We start from the raw sequence: 26,063 nt of genomic DNA, 5'->3' as shown, positions 1-26,063 counted from the left end.
TCGTGCGCGATTTCGTTACGGCTTTTTTGAAAGCGTATCATCTCCCCGATGTGCTGCTCAACCAGCTGTTGGTGGCTGTAGATGAAGTGGTGGCCAACCTAATTATTCACGCCAACGCCGAAGATGAATCTCAGTTCTTAGATCTCGCCCTGGAGGTCGAAAACAACACCTTCTCCATTGAAATAGAGGACGGTAGCAAGCATTCGTACACGCCTTCTTCTTTTCGTGAGCCCGATTTGCACGAATATATTCGGCTTGGCAAAAAAGGTGGTGTGGGCATGGCACTCGTCAACCGCATCATGGACAAGGTTGAGTTTGAGAGTGCTAATAACCACAACGTCTGTCGCCTTTATAAGCGCATTACCTAGTGCCGCCTAGGTGCTGTCTTTCTAATTTCACTACCCTATTCGGGGCCTGCTTTGCCTAAAGCAGGCTCTTTCTTTTTGTGGGCTGACGTAACTTAGAGAAGCTTTACAATCCTATTCTGTACCCCAATCTTACAAGGCGTGGGAGAGCCAAGAAAAAATCCGTAAAATTGCAAGAGTCAGCCGGTCACGCCCTTTTCACAATTTCTATTACCGACTGCTCTTTCAGATTCTTATTTCTTGTATGCACAAACGCATCTTGTACGCTGGCTTTGCTGCCGGCGCGCTGCTGGCCGGGTGCCAGTCTACTAAACCGACTACTACCGCTAAACAGCCCGTACTTGAAACCCTAGGTACCCACGAAGTTCCTGCCTCAGAGTTTGCGTACGTCTACCGCAAGAACAATAGCTCGGCGCCCGAATTCGGCACCAAGCCGAGCGTGACGGAATACCTAGACCTGTACACCAACTTCAAGTTGAAAGTACTCGAAGCCGAGCAGCGTGGCCTCGATACGACGCAGGCGTTTAAGCAAGAGCTAACGGGCTATAAGCAACAGCTAGCCCAGCCTTATCTCACCGAGAAAAGCGTAACCGACCAGCTCGTACGGGAAGCTTACGACCGGATGAGCAAGGAAATCAGCGCTTCGCACATCCTGATACGAGTGGCTCCTGATGCCGACCCTAAGGATACGTTGGCTGCTTACCAGAAGGCCACGGCTCTGCGGCAGCGCGTAACTGGCGGCGAGGATTTCAATAAAATAGCGCAGGAATCTTCGGAAGACCCCTCAGCCCGCGAAAATGGTGGCAAGCTAGGGTACTTCACGGCTATGCAGATGGTGTATCCGTTTGAGTCGGCCGCGTACCGTACGCCCGTTGGGCAAGTTTCGCAGCCGGTGCGCACTCGTTTCGGCTACCACCTGATTAAAGTGAACGACGCTCGCCCGGCCCAGGGTGAAATCAAAGTAGCGCACTTGATGATTCGGGCGACACCAGGCCAACCCAAAGCGGACTCGCTAACGGCCAAGAAGAAAATCGACGAGCTTTATAGCCGTTTGCAGCGCAAAGAGGATTGGGAAAAGCTCGTGACTCAGTTCTCGGAAGATGCTGGCTCGGCGGCCAACGGTGGCGAGCTGCCGCCCTTCAGCACCGGCCGCATGATTCCTAGCTTCGAAGAGTCTGCGTTTAAGCTCCAAAAGCCCGGCGACATCTCGGCACCCGTGCAAACGCCCTATGGCTGGCACATTATCAAGCTGATCGAGAAGCAGCCCATCCCGACGTTTGCGGCCATGGAGCCTACACTGAAAAGCAAGGTAGCCAAAGACTCCCGCTCGGAGTTGAACCGCACAGCCTTCCTCAAGCGCATTCGCACCGAAAACCAATTTGCTGAGAACAAGGCCGGTAAAGATTATGTCTTTAGCAAAGCCGACACTTCTTTGGTAAGCGGACACTTCAAGTATGCCGCGCCCGCTGCTACAACGAAAGCGAGCAAAGGCCCAAGTGATAATTCGACGTTGTTCACCATCAAAGGCAAGCCGTACCTAGCAAAGGACTTCTTAACGTATGTGCAGCAAAACCAGCGTCCGCGCACTGGCTCAGAGCCGCGCTACGCCATGCAGCTGCTTTATGATCAGTATGTAGACCAAAGCCTGACCGACTACGAAAAGGCTAACCTCGAGGATAAGCACGAGGACTACCGCATGCTGGTGAAAGAATATCGCGACGGTATTCTGCTTTTCCAGCTGATGGACGAAAAGGTATGGTCGAAAGCCATTGAGGACACGACTGGCCTGGAGAAGTTCTTTGCCGAAAACCAAAGCAAGTATCAGTGGGAACCTCGCGTACATGGCACCGTCATCAGCGCAGCTAGCCCCGAGCTGCTCACCAAAGCCCAGCAGCAGATGAAGGTTGGGGTGTATGCAGTGAAAGACAACCCGCTAGCTGCACTGCAGTTCAAGGGCAACACTACCGACCTGCTCCCAGCTAGCCAACTCGCCCTCGACCGCCTCGCTACGCAGCTCGCAACGGATACTACCTTGCTCTTGAACACGGCTAGCTTGCTGAAGCCACGCAAAGGAGAAAGCGCGGCGCTCGCTAAACGCCGTTCGACTAGCGTACTCAATTATCTGAAGCAGAAAGGTGTCACTACCGAGAGCTTCTACACGCCCAAAGGCGCTACTGCTTCGCAGGCCGTTCTGTTTAGCACCAACCCGGCTATGCTGGAAGCTAGCCTGAACGAGCAGAATTCGCTGGCTGTGCAGATCATGCAGCGCAACTTCCAGAAAGGCGATAACAAGGTAGTCGACGAGCTAATGAGCAAAGGCCCTGGCACCTACAACGTGCAGAAAGATGGCCGCTACTATGCTGTTACTATTGACAAGGCGTTGCCAGCCGGCCCGAAGACGCTGTCTGAGGCACGTGGACAGGCTACTTCTGATTACCAGAACTACTTAGAAAAGCAGTGGGTAGCCCAGCTTCGGGAAAAGTACCCGGTGAAGATCAACCAGCCTGAAGTAGACAAACTGATAACCAAATAAGCAGCTGCTTCAACTCTTTCAAACGCCCTGGCAAACCACCCAGGGCGTTTTATTTTCTACCGCGCAAGGCAACCTAGGTGGTATAAGCACAGCCAGCTAGGTTGTTTTGGCGGCACATGCAACTTCCCCTTGCTCCAGCGGCTCTTATGCAAAAGCCACGATCAAAGTGGCTTTTTGCCGGAGAAAGGATTTATGTTGAAATTTACCGGCTGCTTTATGCGTTTATAAAGCAGCCTAGTTCACAGGGCGAGCTAGCTCCTGGTGAATGTTACTACTTGATTCCATGACTTATTTTTCTCGTACGCCGGTTCGTGGGGCGCTGCTGAGCGTCGTCTTACTGGTTAGCACAACCGTTGCTAGCTTTGCACAGCTGGGAATAGGCCGGCCTGTAGGCCGCAAGATGGTTGACGCCATCATCGTGAAGCTCGACAATCAGATCGTGCTTCAATCAGACCTGGATGCCGCTTACGCCCAAGAAACAGCCCGCGCTGAAGGCAAACCATTACCTCCCAATTTGCGCTGCCAGCTTCTGCAGAGCATCGTAATGAGCAAGCTGATGTTAGCCAAAGCGGAGACTGACTCTGTGACGGTAACGGATGAGAAAGTGAACGGCGAGCTGAGTCGTCGGATGGCTTACTTCGTGCAACAGATTGGCTCGGAGAAGAAGCTGGAAGAATTCTACAACAAGCCGCTCAAACAACTTAAAGAAGATCTGCGGAGCCAAGTAAAGGACCAGCTCGTGCAGCAAGAAATGCAGGAGAAGATTGCTGGCAAAGTAACGGTAACACCGCGCGAAGTACGCCAGTACTTTAACCGTATTCCGAAAGACAGCTTGCCTTACTTCTCCACCGAAGTGGAAGTAGGTCAGATTGTGAAGCTAGCGCAAGTAAACCCCGTCGCCAAGCAAGCTACCGTTGCGAAGCTCAACGACCTGCGCGCCCGTATTCAGGCTGGCGAAAGCTTCGAGACACTGGCGAAGCAGTTCTCACAAGACCCTGGTTCGGCTGCCGAAGGAGGTTACATCGGGTTCTTCACGCGCAAAGACCTAGCTCCCGAATATTCGGCGGCCGCTCTGCGCCTAGAACCTGGTCAGATGTCACCTATTGTAGAGTCGCAGTTTGGCTTTCACTTGATTCAGCTCATTGAGCGCAAAGGCGAATCGTTTAGCACTCGTCACATCCTGATCAAGCCAGAGACGGGCGGTAACGACGTTAACGAAGCTGCGTCGCAGCTCACCAAGCTTCGCACCCGCATTCTGGCTGATAGCATCAGCTTTGCGAAAGCCGCCAAAGATATTTCCGATGATAAGGTTTCGGGCGCTAGCGGTGGCTTGCTCTCCAACCGTCAGGATGGAGGCACTTACTTGCCGCTCGATAAGCTAGACCCTGCTATCTTCTTCACCATCGATACCATGAAGGTAGGCCACATTACGCCCCCTCTCCCTTATCGTACCGATGATGGCAAGGATGCTATGCGTATTATTTGGCTGAAGTCGAATACGCCGCCGCACCAGGCTAACTTGAAAGATGACTATCAAAAGATTTCGCAGGCAGCCCTAAACGAAAAGAAAAATAAGGCGCTGGACGAATGGTTTAAACAAAACCGGGGTAGCGTGTTTATTGAGGTAGATCCTCAGTACACCGATTGCAAGGTACTTGCGCCAACTACTCTCTAAAAATCAGTACAGAAGCTAGGAGTTAGAAGTCGGGAGTTAGTAGTATTGCTCTGCTGCTCACTTCTACTCCTAGCTTTTTGCTTATAGCCCTCTTACATGCGTACATTCTCTTCCGACAAAGAAGCCGCCGATGCGCTGGCTGCCTCCTACCAAACGCTGCGGCAGGAAATTGGTAAGGTAATCATCGGACAAGATGAAGTCGTGCGGCTGGTCTTAACGGCCGTTTTTTCTCAAGGCCACTGCCTATTGGTAGGAGTACCAGGCCTCGCCAAGACGCTCCTGATCCAGACGATTGCCGACTCGCTCGATTTGTCGTTCAACCGCATCCAATTCACGCCCGATCTGATGCCTTCGGATATCGTAGGCTCGGAGACGCTGACGCAGGAGCGTAACTTCCAGTTTGTGCACGGTCCGGTGTTCGCCAACATTGTGTTAGCAGACGAAATTAACCGCACCCCGCCCAAAACCCAGGCAGCCCTCTTGGAAAGCATGCAGGAGTACTCGGTAACGGTGGCCGGTAAGCGCTACGCTTTAGATCGTCCGTTCTTCGTGCTAGCTACCCAAAACCCTATCGAGCAGGAAGGAACGTATCCACTACCGGAGGCGCAGCTCGACCGTTTCATGTTCAATATCGAGCTAGGTTACCCAAGCTACGAGGCGGAGTTGCAAATCGTGAAGAATACTACTACGGATAAAAAGCCTAGTGTAAGCAAAGTACTTCACGCACCTGATATTCAAGCGTACCAGCACTTGGTGCGGCGCGTACCAGTAGCTGACAACGTAATAGAGTACGCCGTGAACCTGGTGCATAAAACGCGGCCCAATACGGAGCGTGCTCCCGCTCGTATCAGCCAACTGCTCGAGTGGGGCGCGGGTCCGCGAGCCTCGCAGCACCTAATTGTAGGCGCAAAATGCAATGCTTTGCTCAACGGCAAGTACTCACCCGATATCGAGGATGTGCGTGCTATAGCGTTGCCTATCCTGCGCCACCGCATTGTGCGCAACTTCAAAGCCGAAGCCGAAGGCATCACCGTCGAGCAGATCATTAAAGAGCTCCTCTAATCATTTAGCGTCTACTGGGTCGCTCCAAAGCCAGGTTCTTGGCTTTGTTGATGCTTCTTGGCTAGATATTAAGTGATAGATTGCTGAACAATTGATAAACGATAACTAGTAATTGATTACCTGAAAAGATGGAAGTTCCGGGCTACTATCAGCAGTTTGAGCGCAACGTGGAAATCTTGCTGGAAGCGTTGCAAGCAGGGCTCGACTTACGCACAACCGCGTTGCAGACCTCACTACCGTTGGAAGTCTATGTGCTTTGTGAAGTTCTCAACCAAGGCGGTGAACATTTCCGGTTAGCTACACAGGGCCTTGAGCGGCTAGCCGAGTTCCACCAGCAGTACTTGCAGCATGAGTCGCAAACTGAAGCCGTCATGCGCCGCATTTTGGAGGATAAAAAAGCCTTCATGCGAACCCCTGAAGGGCGGGTGCTAACGAAAGAGATGCTCATTCGCCGCCTAGAGTTCTTCAACGAAGCAGCTCGCCAGGTCAACGTGATGCGTACGCAACAAGCACTCGGTAGTCCAGCCCAACACAGCTACCCCGATTCACGAAGTGTAGCCATTAAGAAATAATTCGTCTCAGATATTACTACCAATAAAACTAAAAAGCCCTTCCTGCTCGGAAGGGCTTTTTTAGTGGCTGATAGTCGCTGCTTATAGCATGTGGCCAGCATCCTGCTGACGGATCTTGGTGTGACCGTCTTTCTCGTGTTCTAGCGCTAGTGTGCCTTCCGGCTCTTTGGCTAGGTCGCTCGGTACATCGTCGCCGTGTGGGCCTTTCGAGATGGTCACGCCCCCATCGACATAATAAGTAGCACCCGTTACATAGCTAGCTTCATCGGAAGCCAAGAAGGCATACACGTTAGCTACTTCCTCCGTAGTACCCCGGCGACCCAATGGCACGCCCTGTACCGTCAGCTTTTCCATTTTCGCATCCATTGGGCCGGTTTCCTTATGCGTCCAAGCCGTATCAATTGGACCTGGACCAACAACATTAGACCGTACGCCAAACTTCGCCTGCTCAACAGCTACTCCGCGTTGGAAGGCATGCACAAAGCCTTTGGTGCCACCGTAAGGTGTGTTCTGCGGCTCGCCCATATGACCAGCCTCCGAACCCGCTGACACAATGTTTCCTTTGGTCTTTTGTAGGTAAGGCAACGCTGCCCGCGTCATCATGAAGTTTGAGTAGATGTTGTTCTTGATCATGTACTCAAACGCTTCGGTCGGATACTTATCGAGCGTAGAAGTAGCCGGGAAAACACCTGCATTGTTAACTAGTACATCGAGCTTACCAAATTGGTCAACAGCAGTCTGTACGCAGGCCTGCGCCGTTTGCTCGTCTGAGATATCGCCCGTAAATGCCACTGCCCGCCCGCCAACTGCGATAATCTCCTCTACAACTTGCCGCACCGGATCTTCGGCAAAGCCTACGACTACTACGGAAGCTCCTTCCTTAGCAAACTTTTTACTGATGGCTTCGCCTATGCCGGCGCCACCGCCCGTCACGATAGCAACTTTGCCCGTGAGTCGTCCTGTTATAGTTGTCATTCTATTTACGTTTTAAGCTCCTGATAAAAAGTTAGCTAGAGCTAGCTTCTAGAATCTGCTAGTGCGTTGTTGCACTAGGTACAGTAGCTTAACGGCGTTCAAATGCACGGGTTAGTACAGAATACGGCAATCCCAAAGGAGCCAACCATTTGGTCTCGTTTGTGCGTACGTGTAGTTCGTATTCTATCTCCTCCTTTTATGCACGTTGCTGATTCACTATCTGTTGAAGCACCCGCGTGGGTTCCCATTCACACGACCCGGCTTACGCTTCGGCCTTACGAACCAACCGACGCAAGTGCTTTCTTTCACCTTATTCAGGAAAATCGGGCACGACTTGAGCACGCTTTTCCGGCGCGAGTTGCGGCCGTACGCACCTTGGAAGATGGGCTGCGAGTTATAAAGCTTTTCCAGCAAGATTGGCAGGCGCGACGTCTGTTTGTACTCGGCATCTGGCATACCACTACGGGCGAATACCTAGGTGATATCAGCTTGAAGCCCACCTGGAGCCAGCCAGCTACAGCTGAGCTAGGCTACTACTTGGCCGCTACGGCTCAAGGACACGGCTACGCCCGGGAAGCTTTGACTGCTGCCGTGCAGTTTGGCTTCGGCGCTGCCATCAATGCGGGTCGCCTCGATATTCGCTGCTACGCCGATAATTACCGCAGTCATGCGGTAGCCAAGCATGTTGGTTTCCGCCCCTTACCTACGCGCCCGCGGCTGTGGCCTTTGCGCCAAACGGAACCAGAGATTCGCTACTTCGCGTTTGCTCGTAGTGAGGCGCAAGATGCCGCCACGAGACCGTACTCACTTTCTGCCTAAAAGCCTTTTGAAAAAGCTAATAATCTGAGCAACAGCCAGTACCTAGCACAAGCGCTTTTAAGGCGTTTATCACACATTTTCAGCAGGAAAATTCAGCAAATATTTTTAGCATTGCGGGGACAAAATATAGACGTGCTATGTTACCAATAGCCAGCCCCGAAAGGGTCTTCCTTAGTGGTCAGACGGACCACTAAACGGTTGTAAAACCGGCTCCAAAAGCTTACCTTCACAAACTCTAAGTTTATATTCAATTCCATTCTAATGGCTGCAACCACTGACAAAGCCGTCAATCCTAACGCCGAGAAATTAAAGGCGCTTCAGCTTACCTTAGATAAGCTAGATAAGAGCTACGGCAAAGGCACGGTCATGAAACTGAGTGACAACAAGGTGTCTGATATCCCATCCATCAGCACTGGTTCGCTCGGCCTCGATATCGCCCTCGGTATTGGCGGTCTGCCACGCGGTCGTGTCGTTGAAATCTATGGACCAGAATCGTCGGGTAAGACGACGCTGACCATGCATTGCATCGCCGAGGCACAGAAGAAAGGTGGTATGGCGGCTTTCATCGACGCCGAGCACGCTTTCGATAAGAGCTACGCTGAGAAGCTAGGTATTGACACCGAGAACTTGCTGATTGCCCAGCCTGATAATGGTGAGCAAGCTCTCGAAATCGCCGACCAGCTGATCTCTTCCGGTGCCATAGACATCATCGTAATTGACTCTGTAGCAGCGCTAGTACCTAAAGGCGAACTAGAAGGCGACATGGGCGACTCGAAAGTGGGTCTGCACGCTCGTCTCATGAGCCAGGCACTCCGTAAGCTCACGGGTACCATCAACAAGACCAACTGCTTGTGCATCTTCATCAACCAGCTTCGTGAGAAGATTGGGGTAATGTTCGGCTCGCCTGAAACAACCACTGGTGGTAACGCACTGAAGTTCTATGCTTCTGTCCGTCTTGATATCCGTCGTATTGGCCAGATCAAGGAAGACAAAGACAACGTAACCGGTAACCGCACGAAGGTGAAGGTGGTGAAAAACAAAGTAGCGCCGCCCTTCAAGGTTATTGAGTTTGACATCCTCTATGGCGAAGGCATTTCCAAAGTCGGTGAGATTCTGGACCTAGGTGTCGACATGGGCATCATTGCCAAATCGGGTTCTTGGTTTAGCTATAACGGCGACCGTCTAGGTCAAGGCCGTGAAGGCGTGAAGCAAATTCTGCTCGACAACCATGAACTAGCTGACGAAATCGAAGCTAAGATCCGGGCCATGGTAAAAGGCGAGCCTGCTGCTGCCTTGGCTGCTATCCCAACTGACGAGTCAGTCGACGAGGACGACGAATAATTTCGGGTGCTTGCACCTTACTAAAAGCCTTCCCAGAAATGGGAGGGCTTTTTTATTTATTCTTAAATAGTTACAAAAGCCGTGAACGTAACTTTTACGTATGCTTGCTACATTTAAGTACCTAGGTTTCGCTTACCTTCATGGCACTTAATTACTTATCACCCTCCTATCTATCTTTGCTGGCACCGCTTTTGAGCTAGCTCAGCTACATTGTATCTTAGCCTCCTCATGAAGCGTCGCTGGCTATCTATTTCTCCTGCACTTCTACTATTTTGCGCAACTTTGACGGCGTTTCAGCTTTCAGAAGGCACCCGCACTTTACCAAATACCAGCTTTACGCGGGGTGAAGTGCTCAGCTACAAAGTGCATTATGGTCTTATCAACGCGGCAGAAGCCACGATTGAAGTTTCGAACGAGCTTCACCGGGTGAATGACCGCCCCTGTTACCGTGCTACCGTCACGGGCCGTACCAACGGCTCCTTCGACTTGTTCATGCGCGTACGTGACACATGGCGATCGTACATCGATACAGCGAGTATTCTTCCGCAGAAGTTCTTCCGTAACATCGAAGAAAACCATTATCGGAAGAAGGAGACGGTTGATTTTGACCATACCCACGACATGGTGGCAGTGGAAACCAAGAAAAAAGAGCAAGAACCGGCCAAGCACGAAAGCTTTAAGGTACCAAATAATGTGCAGGACATTGTGAGCGGCGTGTATTACTTACGTACGCTTAACTACGACCAACGACGGCCAGGTGAAGTTATCCGGGTTCAGGGCTTTTTCGACAAGGATGTGTTTACCATGGACGTTATCTACAAAGGCAGAGAAACCGTGGAAACAAAAGCGGGCGTCATCCGCACCATTCGCTTAGTACCTAAGATGCCCAGCAATAAGCTCTTCCGTGGCGAGAATGCTATTTCTGTTTACTTGTCTGATGACCGCAATAAGATTCCGGTACTTATCCAAGCCGAGATGTTTGTGGGGTCAGTCAAGATTGATATGTATAAATATCAAGGCCTGAAAAATCGATTGAATTTGGTAGCTCAAAACTGACTTTTTATAAAAGCGACTCCGACGAGTCGCTTTTTTTATACCCTTACGGCAGCGGCTTCACAATATGGTAACATGCCTCGCCGCTCGGCAACCGGTATTTTTGTCTTCGCGCATTTTCTTTTACAACCAAAAACCCCGTACCGTGCAACCAGCCGCCAACGCTAACACCTACAAAATCTTGGTAGTAGATGACGACCCAGACATTGTAGAGCTACTGGAATACAACCTGCGCAAAGAAGGCTACGAGGTAGCTAGTGCCCCTGATGGGCGTAAAGCGCTAGAAATAGCACCGCAGTTTAACCCCGACATTATTTTGCTCGACGTGATGATGCCTCAGCTAGATGGCATTGCCACCTGTCAGCAACTACGGGAGCAACCTAGGTTCAAGGAAACCTATATCATCTTCTTGACTGCGCGCGCCGAGGAATTCTCGGAAGTAGCCGCCTTTGAAGCCGGTGCCGACGACTTCATTGCCAAACCAATCAAGCCACGGGCTCTACTGAGCCGGCTCGCCGCCCACGTGCGCCGCGATAAAGATCCGCAGTTTATCTCCGACACGATCGAAATCAACGGCCTCAAGATTGACCGGACTGGCTTTGCTGTGTTCCAGAATGGTCGTAAGATTACGCTCCCCAAAAAAGAATTCGAACTGCTTGCCTTCCTTGCTACTTCGCCGCACAAAGTGTTCGGCCGCGAAGAATTGCTGCAGAACATCTGGGGCAATGATGTCTTTGTACTAGCGCGCACCGTCGATGTGCATGTGCGTAAGGTGCGCGAGAAGGTCGGCGACCACCACATCCAAACCATCAAGGGAGTGGGCTATAAATTCAATACGGACTAAGGTGCATGTTGCGTTAGTTGATGTGTTGCTAGGCTGATTGCGGGAGTAGCGGCTCGGCGTTATCGCCGGCAAAAGCACTATGGTCCTGGTTCCGACGGTAGCAGTGCCAACTATAAAACGGAGCATTCTAGCAATATATCAACTAACCCAACCCACAATTCTCCTGTGAATCTTTCTTCCCGTGCCATCGCAATTTTACTTTCCCTGCTCGTGGCCGGCGTACTTACCACCTTTGCTTGGTTAGGACCTACGTTACCGTTCCGCCAAGCCTTTCTGACTGGTGGCGTCACGGTTGCTGCGTGCTTTTTGTTGGTTTATCTATCCTTTGAAGCGTTAATCTTCCAGGAAATCAACAATATCTACGCAGGGCTAGAAAACATCAAGCGTAAGGAATTCCGCAAGCTTTCCAACCGATTTCTATTTCGTCCAGAACCGCTGAAGCGCATACGCGACGAGATTTTGCAGATGGCTGAGCGTCGGCAGCACGAGATTGACGAGCTCAAACGCCTACAGGTACTCAGACGCGAGTTTTTGGCCGACGTGTCGCACGAGCTCAAAACGCCCATCTTCGCCGCCCAAGGCTTTCTGCACACCGTATTAGATGGCGACGTCGACGATGAATTCTTGCGTCAGAAGTTTCTGAAGAAAGCAGCTAACAGTCTCGACACGCTCGATGCGTTAGTGCAGGATTTAGTGACGATAGCCCAGTTGGAAAAAGGCGTTGTGCGTTTGCGCAAACAGCCATTCGACTTAGTTCTCCTTATTCAGGAGATTTTTGAGCAGCTGGAGCTAAAAGCTATTCAACGACAAGTAACGCTGGAATTATCGCTGCCTAAACCGACTGCTACCAATGTGGTTGTACTGGCTGACCGCAACCGCATCCGCCAGGTACTTGTCAATTTGATCGATAATGCTATTAAGTATGGCCGGGAGAGTGGTCATGTGATTGTCTCACTGATGGAAGGCAATAAAACAGTCAATATCCGAGTCCATGATGATGGAGAAGGGATTGCAAAACAGCATCAGAACCGCATTTTCGAACGGTTTTACCGTATTGACAAAAGTCGTTCGCGTGACTCTGGTGGCTCAGGCCTAGGTCTAGCCATCAGTAAGCATATCGTAGAAGCACATAAGTCTACTATCCGGGTCCGTAGCGAAGTCGGACAGGGTACTACGTTAGAGTTCAAGCTTACCAAGCCGAAAAGCATGGCTGTTGAGTTGGAGCATGATCAACTCCAACCTAGCTAGTTTGGGCTAAGCTTCTCTGGCGTACCTTTGTAGCCTATTATGAAGCAGCCCGATTTTAAAGACCTAATCCTGTTTGAAGATGACGACTTTGTGGTCATCAATAAGCCGCCGTTCTTAGCAACACTTGATGAGCGCGTCGGCAACGCACCTAATATTCTGCGGTTAGCTCGTCAGTATCATCCTGACATGCAGGCTTGCCACCGTCTTGACAAAGAGACGTCAGGAGCGCTAGCATTAGCCAAAAACCCGGAGGCTTACCGCCACCTGTCCATGCAGTTTGAGAACCGGCAGGTTCAGAAGCTTTACCATGCCGTTGCTTGGGGAGTACACCAGTTCGACAACAAGTTGGTAGACCGCAGCATCGAAACTACGACGAAAGGGAAAGCGCGCTTAGCCTTTAAAGGCAAGCCTGCCGAAACGTATTTTACAACTCTGGAAGCTTTTGCTCGCCATACACTGGTGCAGTGCGTACCCGTCACGGGCCGCATGCACCAAATTCGCTTGCATTTGATGTACCTACAAGCTCCTATCGTTAATGATACGCTGTACGGCGGAGAGGAATTTTACTTATCCTCAATAAAGAAGCACTTCAACGTTAAGGAAGGCGACGCGGAGCAGCCATTCATAAAACGATTTGCGCTGCACGCTGCCAAGCTAGTTTTCAAACGGCTAAATGACGAAGAAGTAACAGTTGAGGCGCCATACCCTAAAGATTTCCGGGTACTGGTAGATGTTCTCAGACAGAATCAGTAATAGCTAGAGCTAGCTATTTAGCTTCGCACAAGAGCACATACCCACGAAAGTAGTTTTTGCGCTTGCGGATGGTGCCTACGGTTCTAGCTAGGTCGGCCATCGTGCTATCTGGTCGGTCGTAGAGCAACCAGATGCGGCGTGTTCCATGCTGCAGTATGGCGCGTACATCCTCCGTCACAATATCGGTTGGGCTGTTCCGAAAACGCTGCAATATCAAGTTTGTAAGTACCAAGGATTGCTTGTGGTGCTGGGTATAGTAACGTGCAATCGGTGCACTGTTGTGGTACACAAATACTGCTTCGTTGGGTTGCTGTTCTTGCGCGATGAAGGATAGCCCTTGGCTGACTTCGGCGTAATCGCCTTCGAATGGTCGCCACAAGTTGTACAGGTGTTGCTGGTTGAGAAGCGTAACAATGATGCCGAGCAAGAAAGGATAGCGAGCCCATTGGTTAGTGAAAAGCTTATCTAGGCCGATAAAGATGAGGATGATCAGTAAGGGCAGAAAGAACAGTGTAAGCCGCGGAATCAGCGAGTAGTAACGCAAAGCAGAAGCCATAAGGCAGAAGATGATTGGGGCTAGCAGTAGCCAGGCTTCTGCTCGTCGTTGGTGAATCAATTCCCTAATACCTATCCCAACCCCTATCACGGCTAGTACACTAGCAATTGCCGTTTTGCCGATAGATTTATCAACTAACTCGTTGAGTTGTCTTAGCAACAGCTTGAACTCGTCCTCATTAAGCGGTGGAAAAGCTAAGAAATGTTCCCGGTGAAAGTTTTGCAGGTAATCTGACTGTGCATTTTGCCGAAGCAGCAGAATAAAATACACCAGAAAGCTCACGCCCCATAATACACCCACAAGTACTACCCTGATAATAGCAGAAGTATTCTTTTGCTGTATATATCGGGTGAGCATAAAAAACCCTATACCTGCTAGGACAAACACGGCAGGCATAGATAACCACACAGCGACCATTCCTAGCACGGCCCATAACACGGCTTGCCGGTTACTAAATTGGTGACCTACCGTATGCACTAGTTCGAGTAGTATTAGCGCTACTGCGCCATCTGTTGCATACTGCTTGCATTCAGTAGCATAATCCAGAAAAATTTTATCGAACGCAACAAAAGCAAGCGCTAGCACTGCAGCCAAAGGTGCTAACCACCGGTGAGCAAGCCGATAAAACAGGATAAGCATAAGCATACCACTTAGAAGCGGTACTAGCCTTACGGTGAGTTCCTCATTGCCCAACATGGTAATGCTAGCTTTCACCAAAGCCGAAAACAAAGGCGGAGCATACTGCTCATAGCTTAGGTCCTCAAACAGTTCACCATAGCTGCGCTCAACGAAGTTTCGAATTAAATTTGCTTCGTCTAGGTTGATGGATCGTTGCTGCCACCACACTACCACTCGCACAAGTAAGCCTGTGGCTAGAACAATACGTGCCAGCCATATCCAACGATAATCAGTAGCAGTAAGAGAGCGTTGCGTAGTAGGCAGAAGCATGAGTGTTGGCGATAAATGAGCAACAAGATACTAGTAGTGGAGCAGCAGCTTTACTCTGCTACTTACTGTTAGTGCTTTTATGTGAACACCTTGTATAAGCTAGCTAATGCGCTCTTTCAGACACAATTATTAGCTAGCTATTGCTTTTCGATAGAAAGTCAGTAATTTTGTGTCCGTTTTTCCCGAACCATATTCGGTTCCTTCCTCATTTTCAAACGCTTACTCATCTCCCCAATGGATCATCTGAGCTTCAAGACGCAATCCGTCAACAAAGCCAACGCCAATAAGGGCTGGGTCGTGATTGACGCTGGCGATGCACCGCTGGGCCGTTTGGCTAGCCAAATTGCCAACATCCTGCGCGGCAAGCATAAGCCCTCATTCACGCCTAACTCTGATTGCGGCGACTCAGTTATCGTAGTTAACGCCGACAAACTGCGCGTAACTGGCAAGAAACTGACCGACAAAATCTACGTAACGCACTCGGGTTACCCAGGCGGCCAGAAGCGCGTAAACCTACGCGACAAGAAAGCCAAAAACTCGGCTAGCGTAATTGAGCATGCTGTAAAAGGCATGCTGCAAGGCAACCGTCTCGGCCGTGAGCAGTTCCGTAACTTGTTCGTGTACGCCGGTGCTGAGCACCCTCACGAAGCCCAACAGCCTAAAACTGTTGAATTCAAGAACCTGTAAGTCTCGTTTGACTTGCGCTTTTCCTCTAACTAATTCTAATGGAAATCTCCAACACCTCTGGTAGAAGAAAAACCTCGGTGGCCCGTATTTACATGCAGGCCGGGCAAGGGAATATCACTATCAACAACCGGGAAATGAAGGCCTATTTCGGCAACGAACTCCTGGAGAACATCGTGAACCAACCTTTCGCTACGCTCGAAAAACTCGGACAGTACGACGTAAAGGTAAACGTGCGCGGCGGTGGTATTGCTGCTCAAGCTGAGGCAATCCGCCTAGCTATTTCTAAAGCCCTCACGAGCGAAGATGCTGAAACGCGTCCGGCGCTGAAGAAAGAAGGCTTCCTGACCCGCGACCCCCGCATGGTTGAACGTAAGAAGTTCGGCCGTCGCAAAGCTCGCCGCTCGTTCCAGTTCTCGAAACGCTAATCTTCCAGAGGAAACTACATCATGGCTCAGTCCACCACATATAAAGACCTGCTTGAAGCTGGTGCCCACTTTGGTCACCTTACGCGCAAGTGGGACCCCAAAATGGCGCCGTACATCTTCATGGAGAAGAACGGTATCCATATCATTGACCTAAACAAAACCCTTGTTTCGCTGGATCAGGCTACCAACGCCATCCGCAACATTGCCAAGAGCGGTCGTAAGATCATGTTCGTGGCTACAAAGAAGCAAGCACAAGAAATTGTAACGGACGAGGCTAAGCGTCTGAAGATGCCATTCGTAACCGACCGTTGGTTGGGTGGCATGCTGACGAACTTCGCCACTGTGCGTAAGTCGCTGAAGAAAATGAGCACCATCGACAAGATGGTGAAGGAAAATACGGCCTATGCTGCCCTAGCTAAGCGTGAGCGTCTGATGATGTCGCGTGAGCGTGAGAAACTAGAGCGTGTACTAGGAGGAATCGCTGACCTGAGCCGCCTCCCTGCTGCTCTGTTCGTAGTAGACGTGAAGCGCGAGCACATCGCTGTGAAAGAAGCTCAAAAGCTGAACATCCCAGTGTTTGCTATCTGCGACACCAACTCGAACCCTGAGCTGGTTGACTTCCCAATCCCTGCTAACGACGACGCTTCTAAGTCTATTTCGCTGATTGTAACTTCAATTGGCAAGGCTATCGAAGACGGCTTGTCGGAGCGTAAGGTTGACAAAGAGGAAGCCGACCGCAAGCAGTCAGAGGACGAAGGCATTCAGGAGAAGCAAAACGCCGACGAATAGTCTGCTTCTAATTTGAGAAGAGGGGAACATGCGAAGCACTCGGCTCCGGTGTTCCCTTTTTCTTTACCCCATTGCTCTGCCAAATTGGCCGGGGCTTCTGCTCTGGTACAATCCATGAAGAGATAGGGCCGAAGGTTAAAGATTATACCTTCTGGCTAACGATATAATATCACCCCACACCCATAAAATCACAGGAATGGCTATTACCGCCCAAGACGTGAACAAGCTGCGCGCTATGACTGGCGCTGGCATGATGGATTGCAAAAAAGCGCTTACAGAAGCTGATGGCGACTTCGAAGCTGCTCGTGACATTCTGCGCAAGCAAGGTCAGAAGATTGCTGACAAGCGCGCTGAAAACGAGACTTCAGAAGGCTTAGTATTGGTAAGCGTGAGCGAAGATGGCACTACTGGTAAGCTAGTAGCCCTAGCTTGCGAGACTGAGTCAGTAGCCAAGGTTGCTAACTTTCGCGAACTAGCCCAACAAGTTCTAGACGCTGCTGTGCGTACTAACGCTGGTACGAAAGAAGATCTGTTGGCATCGAAAGAAGCTGATGGCCTAACTGTACAAGAGCACATCACTGACCTGATGGGCAAAATTGGCGAGAAGATCGACGTAACTTACGCTACGTTGACTGCTGAAAAAGTAGCTTCTTACATTCACTCCGACAACAAGAAAGGCGTACTAGTAGGCCTGAAGAATGTAGGAGGTGCCGATATCACGGAAGTGGGCCGCGACGTAGCGATGCAAATTGTAGCGATGAAGCCAGTAGCCGTAGACAAAGAAGGTGTTGATTCTGCTACTGTTGAGCGCGAAATCGAAATTGGTAAGGAGCAGGCTCGTGCAGAAGGGAAACCAGAAGCTATGCTAGAGAAGATTGCTCAAGGCAAGCTGAACAAGTTTTATAAGGACAACACCTTGTTGAATCAGGAGTTTGTGAAAGACAACTCTGTTACCATTGCCAAGCTGCTCGACAACAAACAGAAGGGCTTGACTGTAACAGATTTCAAGCGTGTTGCTATTGGTGCCTAGGCAGAGCATTTAGCTCTTTTAACTATCACGAAAGCCTACTGGTCTTACCAGTAGGCTTTCGTTTTTTAAGACCACTTATTCTAGTATTCTATACGATCAGGGCTATATCACACGATATCCTCATGACAGCTCATCAACAATTCTCATATTGACACAGCTACTTATAGGCTTTGTTTAGTTGAAGCAAGTCACACATGTGATTATAACAAGTCTGTCTATCTTTCTAGCACTAACGTATTATAGTGAATAACATAGCGAATAATAAATACAAATTATTATAAACATATTTACAAAAGTCTCTGAAGCAAGGCTTTACTATCATAATTCCACATTTGGGAACTTTGTATATTTTTAGGAAAATTAGCTTATCCTATAATTTCAATAAAGGCTCTATTACTGCCTAAAATATAGCTAAATACAGATTTTAAGCACTATTATGATTGCTTCATTTTAGAGGACAGTATTTGATTTTTCTAATATTAACAATATGAATATTTATATTTAATATAATAATGCTGAACTTGCTCATGCTTTCAAGAGCTACTTCACTACTCACACAACCTATTTGCAACCATTTTTATGAAACTGAATGCCAGCCCATTCCATGCCGTAACAGGTGAACTTCTCCCAGCTTATCGCGACGCTTATCTACGCGGTGACCTTTCTAGCAAAAACACAGAAGCAGTAGACGCTTACATCAAAGCAAACAGCCGTTGTGCTGATGAGACATTGCGTCGCTTCTATGAAATGAAAAACCTAGGTCATGATGTACTACCTGTAGGGTGGGTACAACGGCAATTCGATCTGATTCGTACCGAGCCTCAACGCTTCCGTCAGCGTGCTGCAGCGATGGTGATAAGTGGTGCTCTCATTGGCGGTGCAGTGTTCGCTGGCTCTAGCCGCCCAACCACTGAAGCAAATGCAGCACCAGCTGCTAACCTGACTACTGCTCTTGCTCCAACAGCAGAAATAGAAGCAGCAAACAGTATGCTCCGTGTATCAACCGTACGTGGCCGCATTCTCGACGAAGAAGGGAAGCCGTTGGTTGGAGCCACTATCATGCAAAAAGGCAGCTTCTACGGTGTAAGCACAGATGCTAAAGGAGAATACTTGTTGCGAGTACCTGCTAACCAACCAATTACTCTGCAGTATGGTTATGGTGGCTATACTGATGAAGAAGTACAAGTAAAAGGTGGACGTGTTGAGAACATGACATTGGTACCACGTGAGAAGGAGAAAAAAGCTAGCAAAAAGCGGCATTGGTTGTTCTTCAACTAACGAACCTTATCTTGCTACTAACTTTATTTGGGCAAACTTTATAAGCTACTTATTGCTAAGATAATAATTGAACTTTTTATTGCCGAGCGATTCTACTCAGCTTGCACAGGATGAGCATTCACGAATAGTGGAGCCTTCTTTGTGCAAGCTGAATTCGTTAACTAGAATATTTAATTAAAAAAAAATTACGCAAACCTCCTTATTGGCAAGCATTGGTCTAGTTTTTGGAATAAGCCAACTATCAAAGCGTTTTTAAAGCTTATAGGCAATAACGCATTAGATACTTCCTATTTCTTCACCTACCCTTTAGCTATCCTATTAGATGAAAATTCCTTTCCTGACTAAACCTGCCATCAAGAAGGTCACCGGAGAGGCATTTGGAACTGAACGTGCTCAGCTTACTACACTTGTAAACGAGTTCTTACAAGAGCTACCCGAATTATTGACTTTTTCTGTGGTAGATATTAAGTCAGCGCGCGTCTTAGTTGCTTATACGTCGCAGGCTAACTTCGATCCTTACAAGCTCGCAACTCATAATACCAAAGTCGTTAAAGAGTTTCAGAAAGCCCTAACAGCTTCTTGGCTTGGTGATCAGCAGATGAATGACCTAGCTATCGTGTTGGAAGATCAATTTCACATCATCCGCCTCATGCCTGATAGGCGACGTTATTGTCACCTAGCAGTCAAGAGCAGTGATACTAACATGGCGATAGCGCGCGAGATCATGCGCTCACTTGCTAAATAATACCTCACATTTCCCTCTCTACATTTTTCACATCTTATTTACTGTATTTACTCCAATGAATGTCAATCCAAATTCAACAGTTCAGAGCATTCTGAAAGAACTTCCCACGCTTGTTTCTGTAGCCGTTGTAGAAACTGAAACTGGCATGCCGCTAGCTTTCCATTCCAATGTGTCTGACTTTGACATTGAAACTGCTGCTGCTTACAACACAGAAGTAGTAAAAGCTAAGTTGAAGGCTATTTCAGCTCTAAAACTGAACCAAAAGATTCAGGACATCCTGCTGACGCTTACGGATCAGCTGCACTTGCTGAAGCTTTCCCCCGACGGTGGCAAGTTCATCTACCTCGCTGTTAACGCTAAGGATACCAACTTGGCTATGGCTCGCAACGTATTGAAAGGCCACGCTGACGTACTGCTATAGTATAGTTGCGTTATTAACAGAGAAGCCCGCTAACTTAGGTTAGCGGGCTTCTCTGTTAATAACGCAACTGAGGTTATACTTGCACCTAAGGCTGCTTGCGCCAAGCTTCTACACGCGTCACAGCATTACGACGCAGGTTCAGGTAGAACAAGCTATAATCGGCGATATGAAAAGAGGCACGCAACTCAGGCTGCCCCGGTAATAGAAAGCGGGGGTATCCACTCACGGTAGGTGGGTGTATCCAGACTAGCCCGTTATGAACCTTAGCATCTGCTACGTGCGTATCAATACGGTTGAAAGCTTGCGGTACACCACCTAGGTTTGCAGTGGCAGGTGCAGCGATAGTATCGGTTTGCCAAGTAAGTGGATTGGTTGCTACACCGCCTTCGAAGGGCGCAAACTCTTTCCCCCACTCTACCGCGTTCCAGCTAATATAACACCCCGTTTGGGTAGAATCTTGACAGGGGCGAATAGCTTGATATTCATTGGCCTTCACATGGTAGCCAATCAAATAGGCAGCTACCAGTTGCTTGCGTAACGCCGGATTATTATCAAAGAAATCGTGGAGCAGCTGCGTGGCGTGCACCGTACCTTGACTATGACTGGCAATAATGATGGGCCGACCTTGATTATAGTGAGCTAGGTAGTACTGAAAAGCAGCTTTTACATCACCGTAGGCTAGGCCCAAAGCTTTTTTGCCATTGCCATTATGCTCATCGAAGAAAGAAAAAAGGGTGGCTTGTCGGTAACGTGGAGCATAGATACGACCTGCCGCGTTGAACACGCTGGCTTGCTTGCGCATGACATTCCGATCGGTAAACAGATTTACTTGCTTGTCTTGTAAGCTAGCATTCCAGCTTGCGCGGCTGTAGTAGGTAGTGGGATGCACGAAGAATACATCAGCAGCAGCAGTATTTTGTTGATCGCGCAACGTGGTTCCGTATGGCACAGTATCAACCGAGTCGCGGCGTTCGGGTAAGGCGGCCCAGTTAGCGGCTTGGGCATAATCAGGACTGGCAGTTGACGGATAACGCGCAAAATCTCGGCTCGGCTTAATGACCGTTATGCACGAGAAGATACCGCCAGTTGAAAGCACTAAAGCTAGCTTCAGCTTGGCGTAGAATGAGTAAGAAGGACGCATGGATGATGCAGAACGGCTTGCGGTTATCGAATAGCAGCTTCACGAAAACAGCTATCCGATAATGCTATTCAGTGAAGGTATTCTCTAGCAAGCGTTCTTGCCGCAGATACACGATCTTATAGTCCTTATCGAGGCGGACGCGAACTTGCGCAGTAGTGCGCTGGTGCTGCTGGCGTGACTGCCGAAAGGCTTTACCCTTTTCCAGGTATGTTACGACCCGCGTGCCATCATCTGCGACGGGGCCAACTTGCACGCTAGCTGGGTCTATTTGCGTATCAGCCTCCAAGAACTCAGGGAAGTGTGTCTTGGTTAGGTCGTCGTTGATAGCCGCCGGGGTAGTGTTTTGCATGGTATAGAAACGCTCCACAGTCGAGGCAAAGTGCTGATTTGCATCGAATGGGGCCTCCTTCAGGTCGTCATAGTACGAAGTTAGTGCGCTCAATACCTGGCTACGCACGGCAGCTTCATCGACTACGGGCGCCTCAGCAGCAGGAGTAGTCGTTGCGACGGTGGTAGCTGACGAGTCGACAGTGGGAGCAGCAACTGGCGGTACGGCAGGCGCCACTCGAACCGTTTCAGGAGCAGCAGCGGGTGGCAGGTCAATCTGCTGAGCTTGCGGCCCTACTTCTGGCTGCACAGTTAAGCTGTCGGCTTCCGTTCGGGAAGTACTGGTGAGACGTTCTGACTCTTGATTCCCAAGTGTTAAGTACAACACCAAACCAAGGAGGGCCAGCACGCCGCCAATTACCAGCACCAATGCCAATGGATTGCGAGCGGGGGCAGGTGCTACGAACTCGGTGTCTTCAATAGGTTCAGGTGCTGACTCAACCTCGGAACCATACGAGTTAGTGTTAAAAGCAGTGGACAGATTAGGGTCAGAGGTGGGCGTGGCCGTGAAGCTCGGGAAAGCAGTTGAGCTAGGTGGCGTGACTGGTTCGTTTACTACGGGTGGCCTCACTGGGTCTTCCGTTGGGCTAGCACTGGTAAAGGAAGGCAGCGAAGTGGTTGGCGTAGCAGGCGTGTCTTTCTGGCTGAAGACCAGTTTTTGCTTCAGCGTCTCGAACTCAGCGGGCGTGATGGTACCCGCGTCAAGCCATTCTTTGAGCTGGCGCAGGGTGTCAAGCGGTGAAGGATCTTTTTCCATAACAAGTGAGGGTGCGAGAAAGCGTTGTCGAAGACGACAGGCGTTGGGCACGAACTATTTACGATTTAAGGTTTCTAATCGGTCGCGGCGACGCTGCAACTGTTTGTTGCGCAAGTCGATCTGCTGACCAGTGGTGATAACCTTAGCAGAGTCTTCGCGGGCTTTGAGCGTGTTGGTAACGTTTTGCTGTTTCAACGACTCAATTTTAGCTAGGTTACTCTTGGTATTGGCTTGCAGGCTTGTGATTTCCTTTTGCAGCTTATCTTTTTCCTTCTCAGTATCACGCAGTTGCTTTTCCGCCTCGATTACTTGCTCCTGATATGCCTTGCGCTGGGCTGCTGACGCGAAGCTTTGCACAATCGTACGCAGGGCAGCATACTCCGAGGGCGTGCGGTCAGGATTGATCCAAGAGCTAGAACCTAGGTCGGCAAAAACGGCGAGTTCTGATACGGTGTCAGCTGGCGAGGTGATGGTGGAATACAGATCGATCAGCTTCCCAGAGACACTGGAAGCGGGCGTTTGCTTGGCAACCAGCACATCTTTTTTCCCGACCCCAAATACTCCGTCACCTTTGAGCCTAATGTTGTAGTTGTCTTTCAACCAGCTCTGCCAATAGTCGCGCGTCCAGGCGGCGGTGCCATCTACCTGCACTTTTAAGGCGTCGCGCTCTTTGCGCTCAAAATTGACGGTACCACCACGCACATCGTAGAGTTGTGCGTTGGCGTTCGGCGCTACAAAGACCAGGAAGAGAATAAAATAGAAGAAGCGCATGAGATGAGAGCGAGGTACAATAATGATTTTAAACCACATGAAGGCTACAAATCATGGCGAGCAAAGGCAGCTTGTAAGTCTTGGCGCATTTGGGTGAAGCGTTGAACAGCGGCGGCCACAAACTCTTCGTCGAGTAGCGCCCGCACGTCATCTTCGCTGGTGACATCCATTTCGCTCACCTTGTACGTTTGTTCAAAAGGGCCCTTTTCGAGTTTAATCAGGTATTTCCCGTTCCAGGAGAAAAGGGTGATTTTGGCTTCTGGGTGCGGAATATCGGCTAGCTGGCGCATGGCAGCAGGAGTTTAAAAGGAATAAAAAGGCGAAGATAGGCAGCCTAGGTCAACCACGTAAGCCCAGCCTAAACAGTGAACCTACTGCAACGTATACGAGCTATTTAACCTTTTCATCTTTTGACCATGCCACAAGGAGATAAATCGGCTTATACCGACAAGCAGAAGCGGGAGGCCCAGCACATTGAAGAGGGTTACGAAAAGCAAGGCAAATCACCGGAAGAAGCCGAACGCATTGCGTGGGCCACGGTAAACAAGCAAGACGGCGGGGGCAAGAAAAGTGGCTCCGGCCGCAAGAAAGCTGATAAATAAATCTAGCCTTCCATACCAAAGCGACAGATGCTCTCCGGGGTGCCCGTTGCTTTGGTGTGTCTTGTCTCTATAAATAAAGCGAGTAGAGTAGCTCTAACTTCAGCGTGCTTAGTTCATCTTCGCCTTGCTATTTGGTTCTACTGGCTACAAAGTTTGGCTTAGACCTAGGTCAAATTATTATTGATGTTAACGCTGAAAATGAAGCGCATACAATAATATTGTATGCGTCAACTGAACGTATCCTATTTATCCTAGTTGTTACCTGTGCCTGCTCGCATCTACGTGTTGTGGCTCCTGCTATGCGGGCTGAGTTGCCTGCGTGCTATAGCGCAACCTACTCAGCACCGTCTGACGGACACGTTGTACCTAAGGCAGGCGAATAGCAACCACCTCTCTGAAACGTACCGCTATTGCACGGAGCCGTTTGGAGCACCCGTCACACCAGAACATGCTGATTCCTTGTGGCACAATGGGCAGTTCCGGGCAGGACCTTGGCACCGTACACTCAACCTTGGCTTTACGCATCGCCGGGTGTGGATGCGGCTGAATGTAGCCAACACCCTCTCACATCAAGCTAGGTTTCTCTGGAGCCTTTACAACTACACAGACAGTGCAACGCTCTACTGGCGACCAGCGGGCGAGAGCAGGTTTGTACGGGTGATAAGCGCTAGTTCGCAGCAACCCACTACGCAGCGCGCTTTCCCAGCCCGAGCGTTGTGCCTGCCCTTCATGTTAGCGGCTCACGAGCGAGGAGTACTGTACTTGCGCATCGACCATCACGCGGGGGCCCTATACCTCCCCACCGACGTGACTACTACGGAAGATTTTTTGGCCTGGGAAGTCAATTATCCGTTCGATCAGCATTGGATCTGGTTGATCGGGTTTTACCTAAGCAGCGCGCTATTTAACCTGATGTTATTCGCCTTTTTGCGCGACCGAATCCACGTCTGGTATGTGCTATACGTGGTCTGCACCACGATTTTTTTGCTGATGGAAGATGGGCTGGATTCCTTATTGCTGCCGAACTGGCTGTACCGCGTGCTATGGCACATTGGGCAGTTTAACTTTATGCTCCTAGCTTCGGCTTGTGGCATGCACATCATGCAGCTCTTCTTGCGCCTGCGTAAAGACTGGCCTCGTCTCCATCGCGGCGGCACCTGGTTAGCACTATTGGTAGCCGTTTTCGTGGGGCTTTATACCTTGCTTTATCCGCTGGCCATGCGCGTGGGCGGAGCGGGACTGTTCGCGTTGAATGCGGGCCGGGAGGTGCTACTGCTGGCCACTTTTGTTTATGGCTGGGTGGCATTGCTAGCTGTTGCGCGTACGTCGCGTCGTCGCTTGGCAGCTTACTTTGGCCTCACCTATTTCTTCTTCTTCACGGGCTTTTCGCTTTTTTGGCTTAACCACCTAGGTATTACAAATCTGCACCTGTTGCAGCCTAATGCCCTGGCTTGGGGTCTGTTCTTTGAGCTGCTAATGCTAAGCGTACTTCTCATGGGGCGCTTCCGCCATGCCCTACGACAGAATGCCCGCTTACGCATCCGGCAGCTCCGGCAGCGCAACGCTCTGAGTTCAAAACTAATAGCCGCGCAGGAAGTAGAACGCGAACAGCTTGCTCGCGAATTGCATGATGCCTTGGGCCCAAACCTAGCAGCGCTGCATCTGGCTTACCAAGGGCCTGCCATGCGGGAGGCCTTTGCGAGTTCGCCAGCTGCTGCTGCCGCTGGTCACCACACTGAGTTGCTGCTACGGCACCTGCGCGACGAGGTACGGACGTTCAGCCACTCGCTGATTCCTACTGAGCCGGGGCAAGGCACCCTAACGGAATCAATTGCAACACTGCGTGACTTATTCAATCTGTACGGCAATCCTACAATTCGGACGTACTGCGACGAGGGGCTGGAACAACTGCCGCCACGAGTCCAACAAGCCGCTTATCGGATTACGGCTGAGTTACTCAACAATGCACTACGTCACGCCCGGGCCTCGGAGGTGCTCGTGCAATTGCTGCGCCACGCCGATGTGCTGGAGATCTTAGTCGAAGACAACGGCCGCGGTATGCCCGCCACGCCCTCGGGCCGGGGCATTGGGCTGCGCGGGGTACAAGCGCGCACCGATTATCTGCAAGGCAGCTTACACATCGACAGTTCCGAACATGGTACTAGTGTGTTTGTACGTTTACCTTACAAATCATAATGCTGGTGAGCGACCCACAAGGAGCCTTAAAAGCTAAATACTCAGCCAGAATCCGCATCTTACCAGCTAATTCGCTTTCCGTCTAATCCT

General features: G+C 50.1%; 26 protein-coding genes. 20 read left to right on the top strand and 6 right to left on the bottom strand.

Features of this window, described 5'->3' with window-relative positions; translation table 11 throughout:
- The first annotated feature begins 2 nt into the window (after positions 1–2).
- The 5 genes from SD425_RS04445 (at position 3) to SD425_RS04425 (ending at position 6,207) form a co-directional block, all read left to right on the top strand.
- Positions 3–368 carry an ATP-binding protein gene (locus SD425_RS04445; RefSeq protein WP_324675817.1) on the top strand — a complete coding sequence of 122 codons (366 nt, stop codon included), beginning with the start codon at positions 3–5 and terminating at the stop codon, positions 366–368.
- A gap of 241 nt (positions 369–609) precedes the next feature.
- Entirely contained in the window at positions 610–2,898 is a 2,289-nt protein-coding gene (locus tag SD425_RS04440; RefSeq protein WP_324675815.1) for a peptidylprolyl isomerase, read from the top strand.
- A 283-nt stretch (positions 2,899–3,181) separates the two neighbouring features.
- Positions 3,182–4,573, top strand: coding sequence for a peptidylprolyl isomerase (locus SD425_RS04435; protein WP_324675813.1), 1,392 nt, complete (start codon positions 3,182–3,184; stop codon positions 4,571–4,573).
- 96 nt (positions 4,574–4,669) lie between these two features.
- Complete coding sequence (locus SD425_RS04430) at positions 4,670–5,635, top strand: MoxR family ATPase (protein ID WP_324675811.1); 966 nt, start codon at positions 4,670–4,672, stop codon at positions 5,633–5,635.
- A 128-nt stretch (positions 5,636–5,763) separates the two neighbouring features.
- The gene (locus SD425_RS04425; RefSeq protein ID WP_324675809.1) at positions 5,764–6,207 is read left to right on the top strand and encodes a hypothetical protein; all 444 of its coding nucleotides are present in this window, start codon (positions 5,764–5,766) and stop codon (positions 6,205–6,207) included.
- Positions 6,208–6,288: 81 nt separating this feature from the next.
- Here SD425_RS04425 and SD425_RS04420 read toward each other — a convergent pair whose 3' ends face one another.
- Positions 6,289–7,182: an SDR family oxidoreductase gene (locus SD425_RS04420; protein ID WP_324675807.1), complete on the bottom strand. Its 894-nt coding sequence runs from the start codon at positions 7,180–7,182 to the stop codon at positions 6,289–6,291.
- Between the two features lie 198 nt (positions 7,183–7,380).
- Between SD425_RS04420 and SD425_RS04415 the strand changes: the two genes are divergently transcribed.
- From SD425_RS04415 to SD425_RS04390, 6 genes are all read left to right on the top strand, one after another.
- The gene (locus SD425_RS04415; RefSeq protein WP_324675805.1) at positions 7,381–8,001 is read left to right on the top strand and encodes a GNAT family protein; all 621 of its coding nucleotides are present in this window, start codon (positions 7,381–7,383) and stop codon (positions 7,999–8,001) included.
- Positions 8,002–8,262: 261 nt separating this feature from the next.
- Positions 8,263–9,342, top strand: a complete 1,080-nt coding sequence (recA, locus tag SD425_RS04410) for a recombinase RecA (RefSeq protein ID WP_324675802.1) — start codon at positions 8,263–8,265, stop codon at positions 9,340–9,342.
- Positions 9,343–9,690: 348 nt separating this feature from the next.
- Positions 9,691–10,398, top strand: a complete 708-nt coding sequence (locus SD425_RS04405; protein WP_324675800.1) for a DUF3108 domain-containing protein — start codon at positions 9,691–9,693, stop codon at positions 10,396–10,398.
- 142 nt (positions 10,399–10,540) lie between these two features.
- Positions 10,541–11,239, top strand: coding sequence for a response regulator transcription factor (locus SD425_RS04400; RefSeq protein ID WP_324679494.1), 699 nt, complete (start codon positions 10,541–10,543; stop codon positions 11,237–11,239).
- A gap of 165 nt (positions 11,240–11,404) precedes the next feature.
- Positions 11,405–12,487: a sensor histidine kinase gene (locus SD425_RS04395; protein WP_324675798.1), complete on the top strand. Its 1,083-nt coding sequence runs from the start codon at positions 11,405–11,407 to the stop codon at positions 12,485–12,487.
- A 39-nt stretch (positions 12,488–12,526) separates the two neighbouring features.
- On the top strand, positions 12,527–13,240 hold the full coding sequence (locus SD425_RS04390) for an RluA family pseudouridine synthase (protein WP_324675796.1): 714 nt from the start codon (positions 12,527–12,529) through the stop codon (positions 13,238–13,240).
- 13 nt (positions 13,241–13,253) lie between these two features.
- Here the strand turns inward: SD425_RS04390 and SD425_RS04385 are convergent, their stop codons facing one another.
- Positions 13,254–14,744 (bottom strand): glycosyltransferase family 39 protein, encoded by a 1,491-nt coding sequence (locus SD425_RS04385; RefSeq protein ID WP_324675794.1) that lies wholly within the window; start codon positions 14,742–14,744, stop codon positions 13,254–13,256.
- Positions 14,745–14,978: 234 nt separating this feature from the next.
- Here SD425_RS04385 and rplM point away from each other — a divergent pair, with 234 nt between their 5' ends.
- From rplM to SD425_RS04350, 7 genes are all read left to right on the top strand, one after another.
- Positions 14,979–15,431, top strand: a complete 453-nt coding sequence (rplM, locus tag SD425_RS04380) for a 50S ribosomal protein L13 (RefSeq protein WP_324675792.1) — start codon at positions 14,979–14,981, stop codon at positions 15,429–15,431.
- Positions 15,432–15,469: 38 nt separating this feature from the next.
- Positions 15,470–15,856: a 30S ribosomal protein S9 gene (rpsI, locus tag SD425_RS04375; RefSeq protein ID WP_086592810.1), complete on the top strand. Its 387-nt coding sequence runs from the start codon at positions 15,470–15,472 to the stop codon at positions 15,854–15,856.
- 21 nt (positions 15,857–15,877) lie between these two features.
- Complete coding sequence (gene rpsB, locus SD425_RS04370) at positions 15,878–16,645, top strand: 30S ribosomal protein S2 (protein ID WP_324675790.1); 768 nt, start codon at positions 15,878–15,880, stop codon at positions 16,643–16,645.
- Positions 16,646–16,841: 196 nt separating this feature from the next.
- Complete coding sequence (gene tsf, locus SD425_RS04365; protein ID WP_324675789.1) at positions 16,842–17,675, top strand: translation elongation factor Ts; 834 nt, start codon at positions 16,842–16,844, stop codon at positions 17,673–17,675.
- A 579-nt stretch (positions 17,676–18,254) separates the two neighbouring features.
- On the top strand, positions 18,255–18,953 hold the full coding sequence (locus SD425_RS04360) for a carboxypeptidase-like regulatory domain-containing protein (RefSeq protein ID WP_324675787.1): 699 nt from the start codon (positions 18,255–18,257) through the stop codon (positions 18,951–18,953).
- Between the two features lie 322 nt (positions 18,954–19,275).
- Positions 19,276–19,698 (top strand): hypothetical protein, encoded by a 423-nt coding sequence (locus tag SD425_RS04355; RefSeq protein ID WP_324675785.1) that lies wholly within the window; start codon positions 19,276–19,278, stop codon positions 19,696–19,698.
- A gap of 145 nt (positions 19,699–19,843) precedes the next feature.
- On the top strand, positions 19,844–20,119 hold the full coding sequence (locus tag SD425_RS04350) for a hypothetical protein (RefSeq protein ID WP_324675783.1): 276 nt from the start codon (positions 19,844–19,846) through the stop codon (positions 20,117–20,119).
- Between the two features lie 85 nt (positions 20,120–20,204).
- Here SD425_RS04350 and SD425_RS04345 read toward each other — a convergent pair whose 3' ends face one another.
- The 4 genes from SD425_RS04345 to SD425_RS04330 all read right to left on the bottom strand — a co-directional run bounded on the left by SD425_RS04345 (position 20,205) and on the right by SD425_RS04330 (position 23,465).
- Positions 20,205–21,260, bottom strand: a complete 1,056-nt coding sequence (locus SD425_RS04345) for a DUF3089 domain-containing protein (RefSeq protein ID WP_324675781.1) — start codon at positions 21,258–21,260, stop codon at positions 20,205–20,207.
- A 64-nt stretch (positions 21,261–21,324) separates the two neighbouring features.
- Positions 21,325–22,404: a hypothetical protein gene (locus tag SD425_RS04340; RefSeq protein ID WP_324675778.1), complete on the bottom strand. Its 1,080-nt coding sequence runs from the start codon at positions 22,402–22,404 to the stop codon at positions 21,325–21,327.
- Positions 22,405–22,458: 54 nt separating this feature from the next.
- Positions 22,459–23,175 (bottom strand): hypothetical protein, encoded by a 717-nt coding sequence (locus tag SD425_RS04335; RefSeq protein WP_324675776.1) that lies wholly within the window; start codon positions 23,173–23,175, stop codon positions 22,459–22,461.
- 44 nt (positions 23,176–23,219) lie between these two features.
- On the bottom strand, positions 23,220–23,465 hold the full coding sequence (locus SD425_RS04330) for a hypothetical protein (RefSeq protein WP_324675774.1): 246 nt from the start codon (positions 23,463–23,465) through the stop codon (positions 23,220–23,222).
- A gap of 126 nt (positions 23,466–23,591) precedes the next feature.
- On the opposite strand from SD425_RS04330, the gene SD425_RS04325 reads away from it, so the two are divergent.
- Both SD425_RS04325 and SD425_RS04320 read left to right on the top strand, forming a co-directional pair.
- The gene (locus SD425_RS04325; RefSeq protein WP_324675772.1) at positions 23,592–23,777 is read left to right on the top strand and encodes a hypothetical protein; all 186 of its coding nucleotides are present in this window, start codon (positions 23,592–23,594) and stop codon (positions 23,775–23,777) included.
- A gap of 264 nt (positions 23,778–24,041) precedes the next feature.
- A complete protein-coding gene (locus SD425_RS04320) occupies positions 24,042–25,973 on the top strand; it encodes a 7TM diverse intracellular signaling domain-containing protein (protein ID WP_324675770.1) in 1,932 nt (643 codons plus the stop codon).
- Positions 25,974–26,063 lie beyond the last annotated feature (90 nt).

It is taken from the genome of Hymenobacter sp. GOD-10R (assembly GCF_035609205.1).
Lineage (GTDB): Bacteria > Bacteroidota > Bacteroidia > Cytophagales > Hymenobacteraceae > Hymenobacter.
This window is presented reverse-complemented; position numbering and strand designations above follow the sequence as displayed.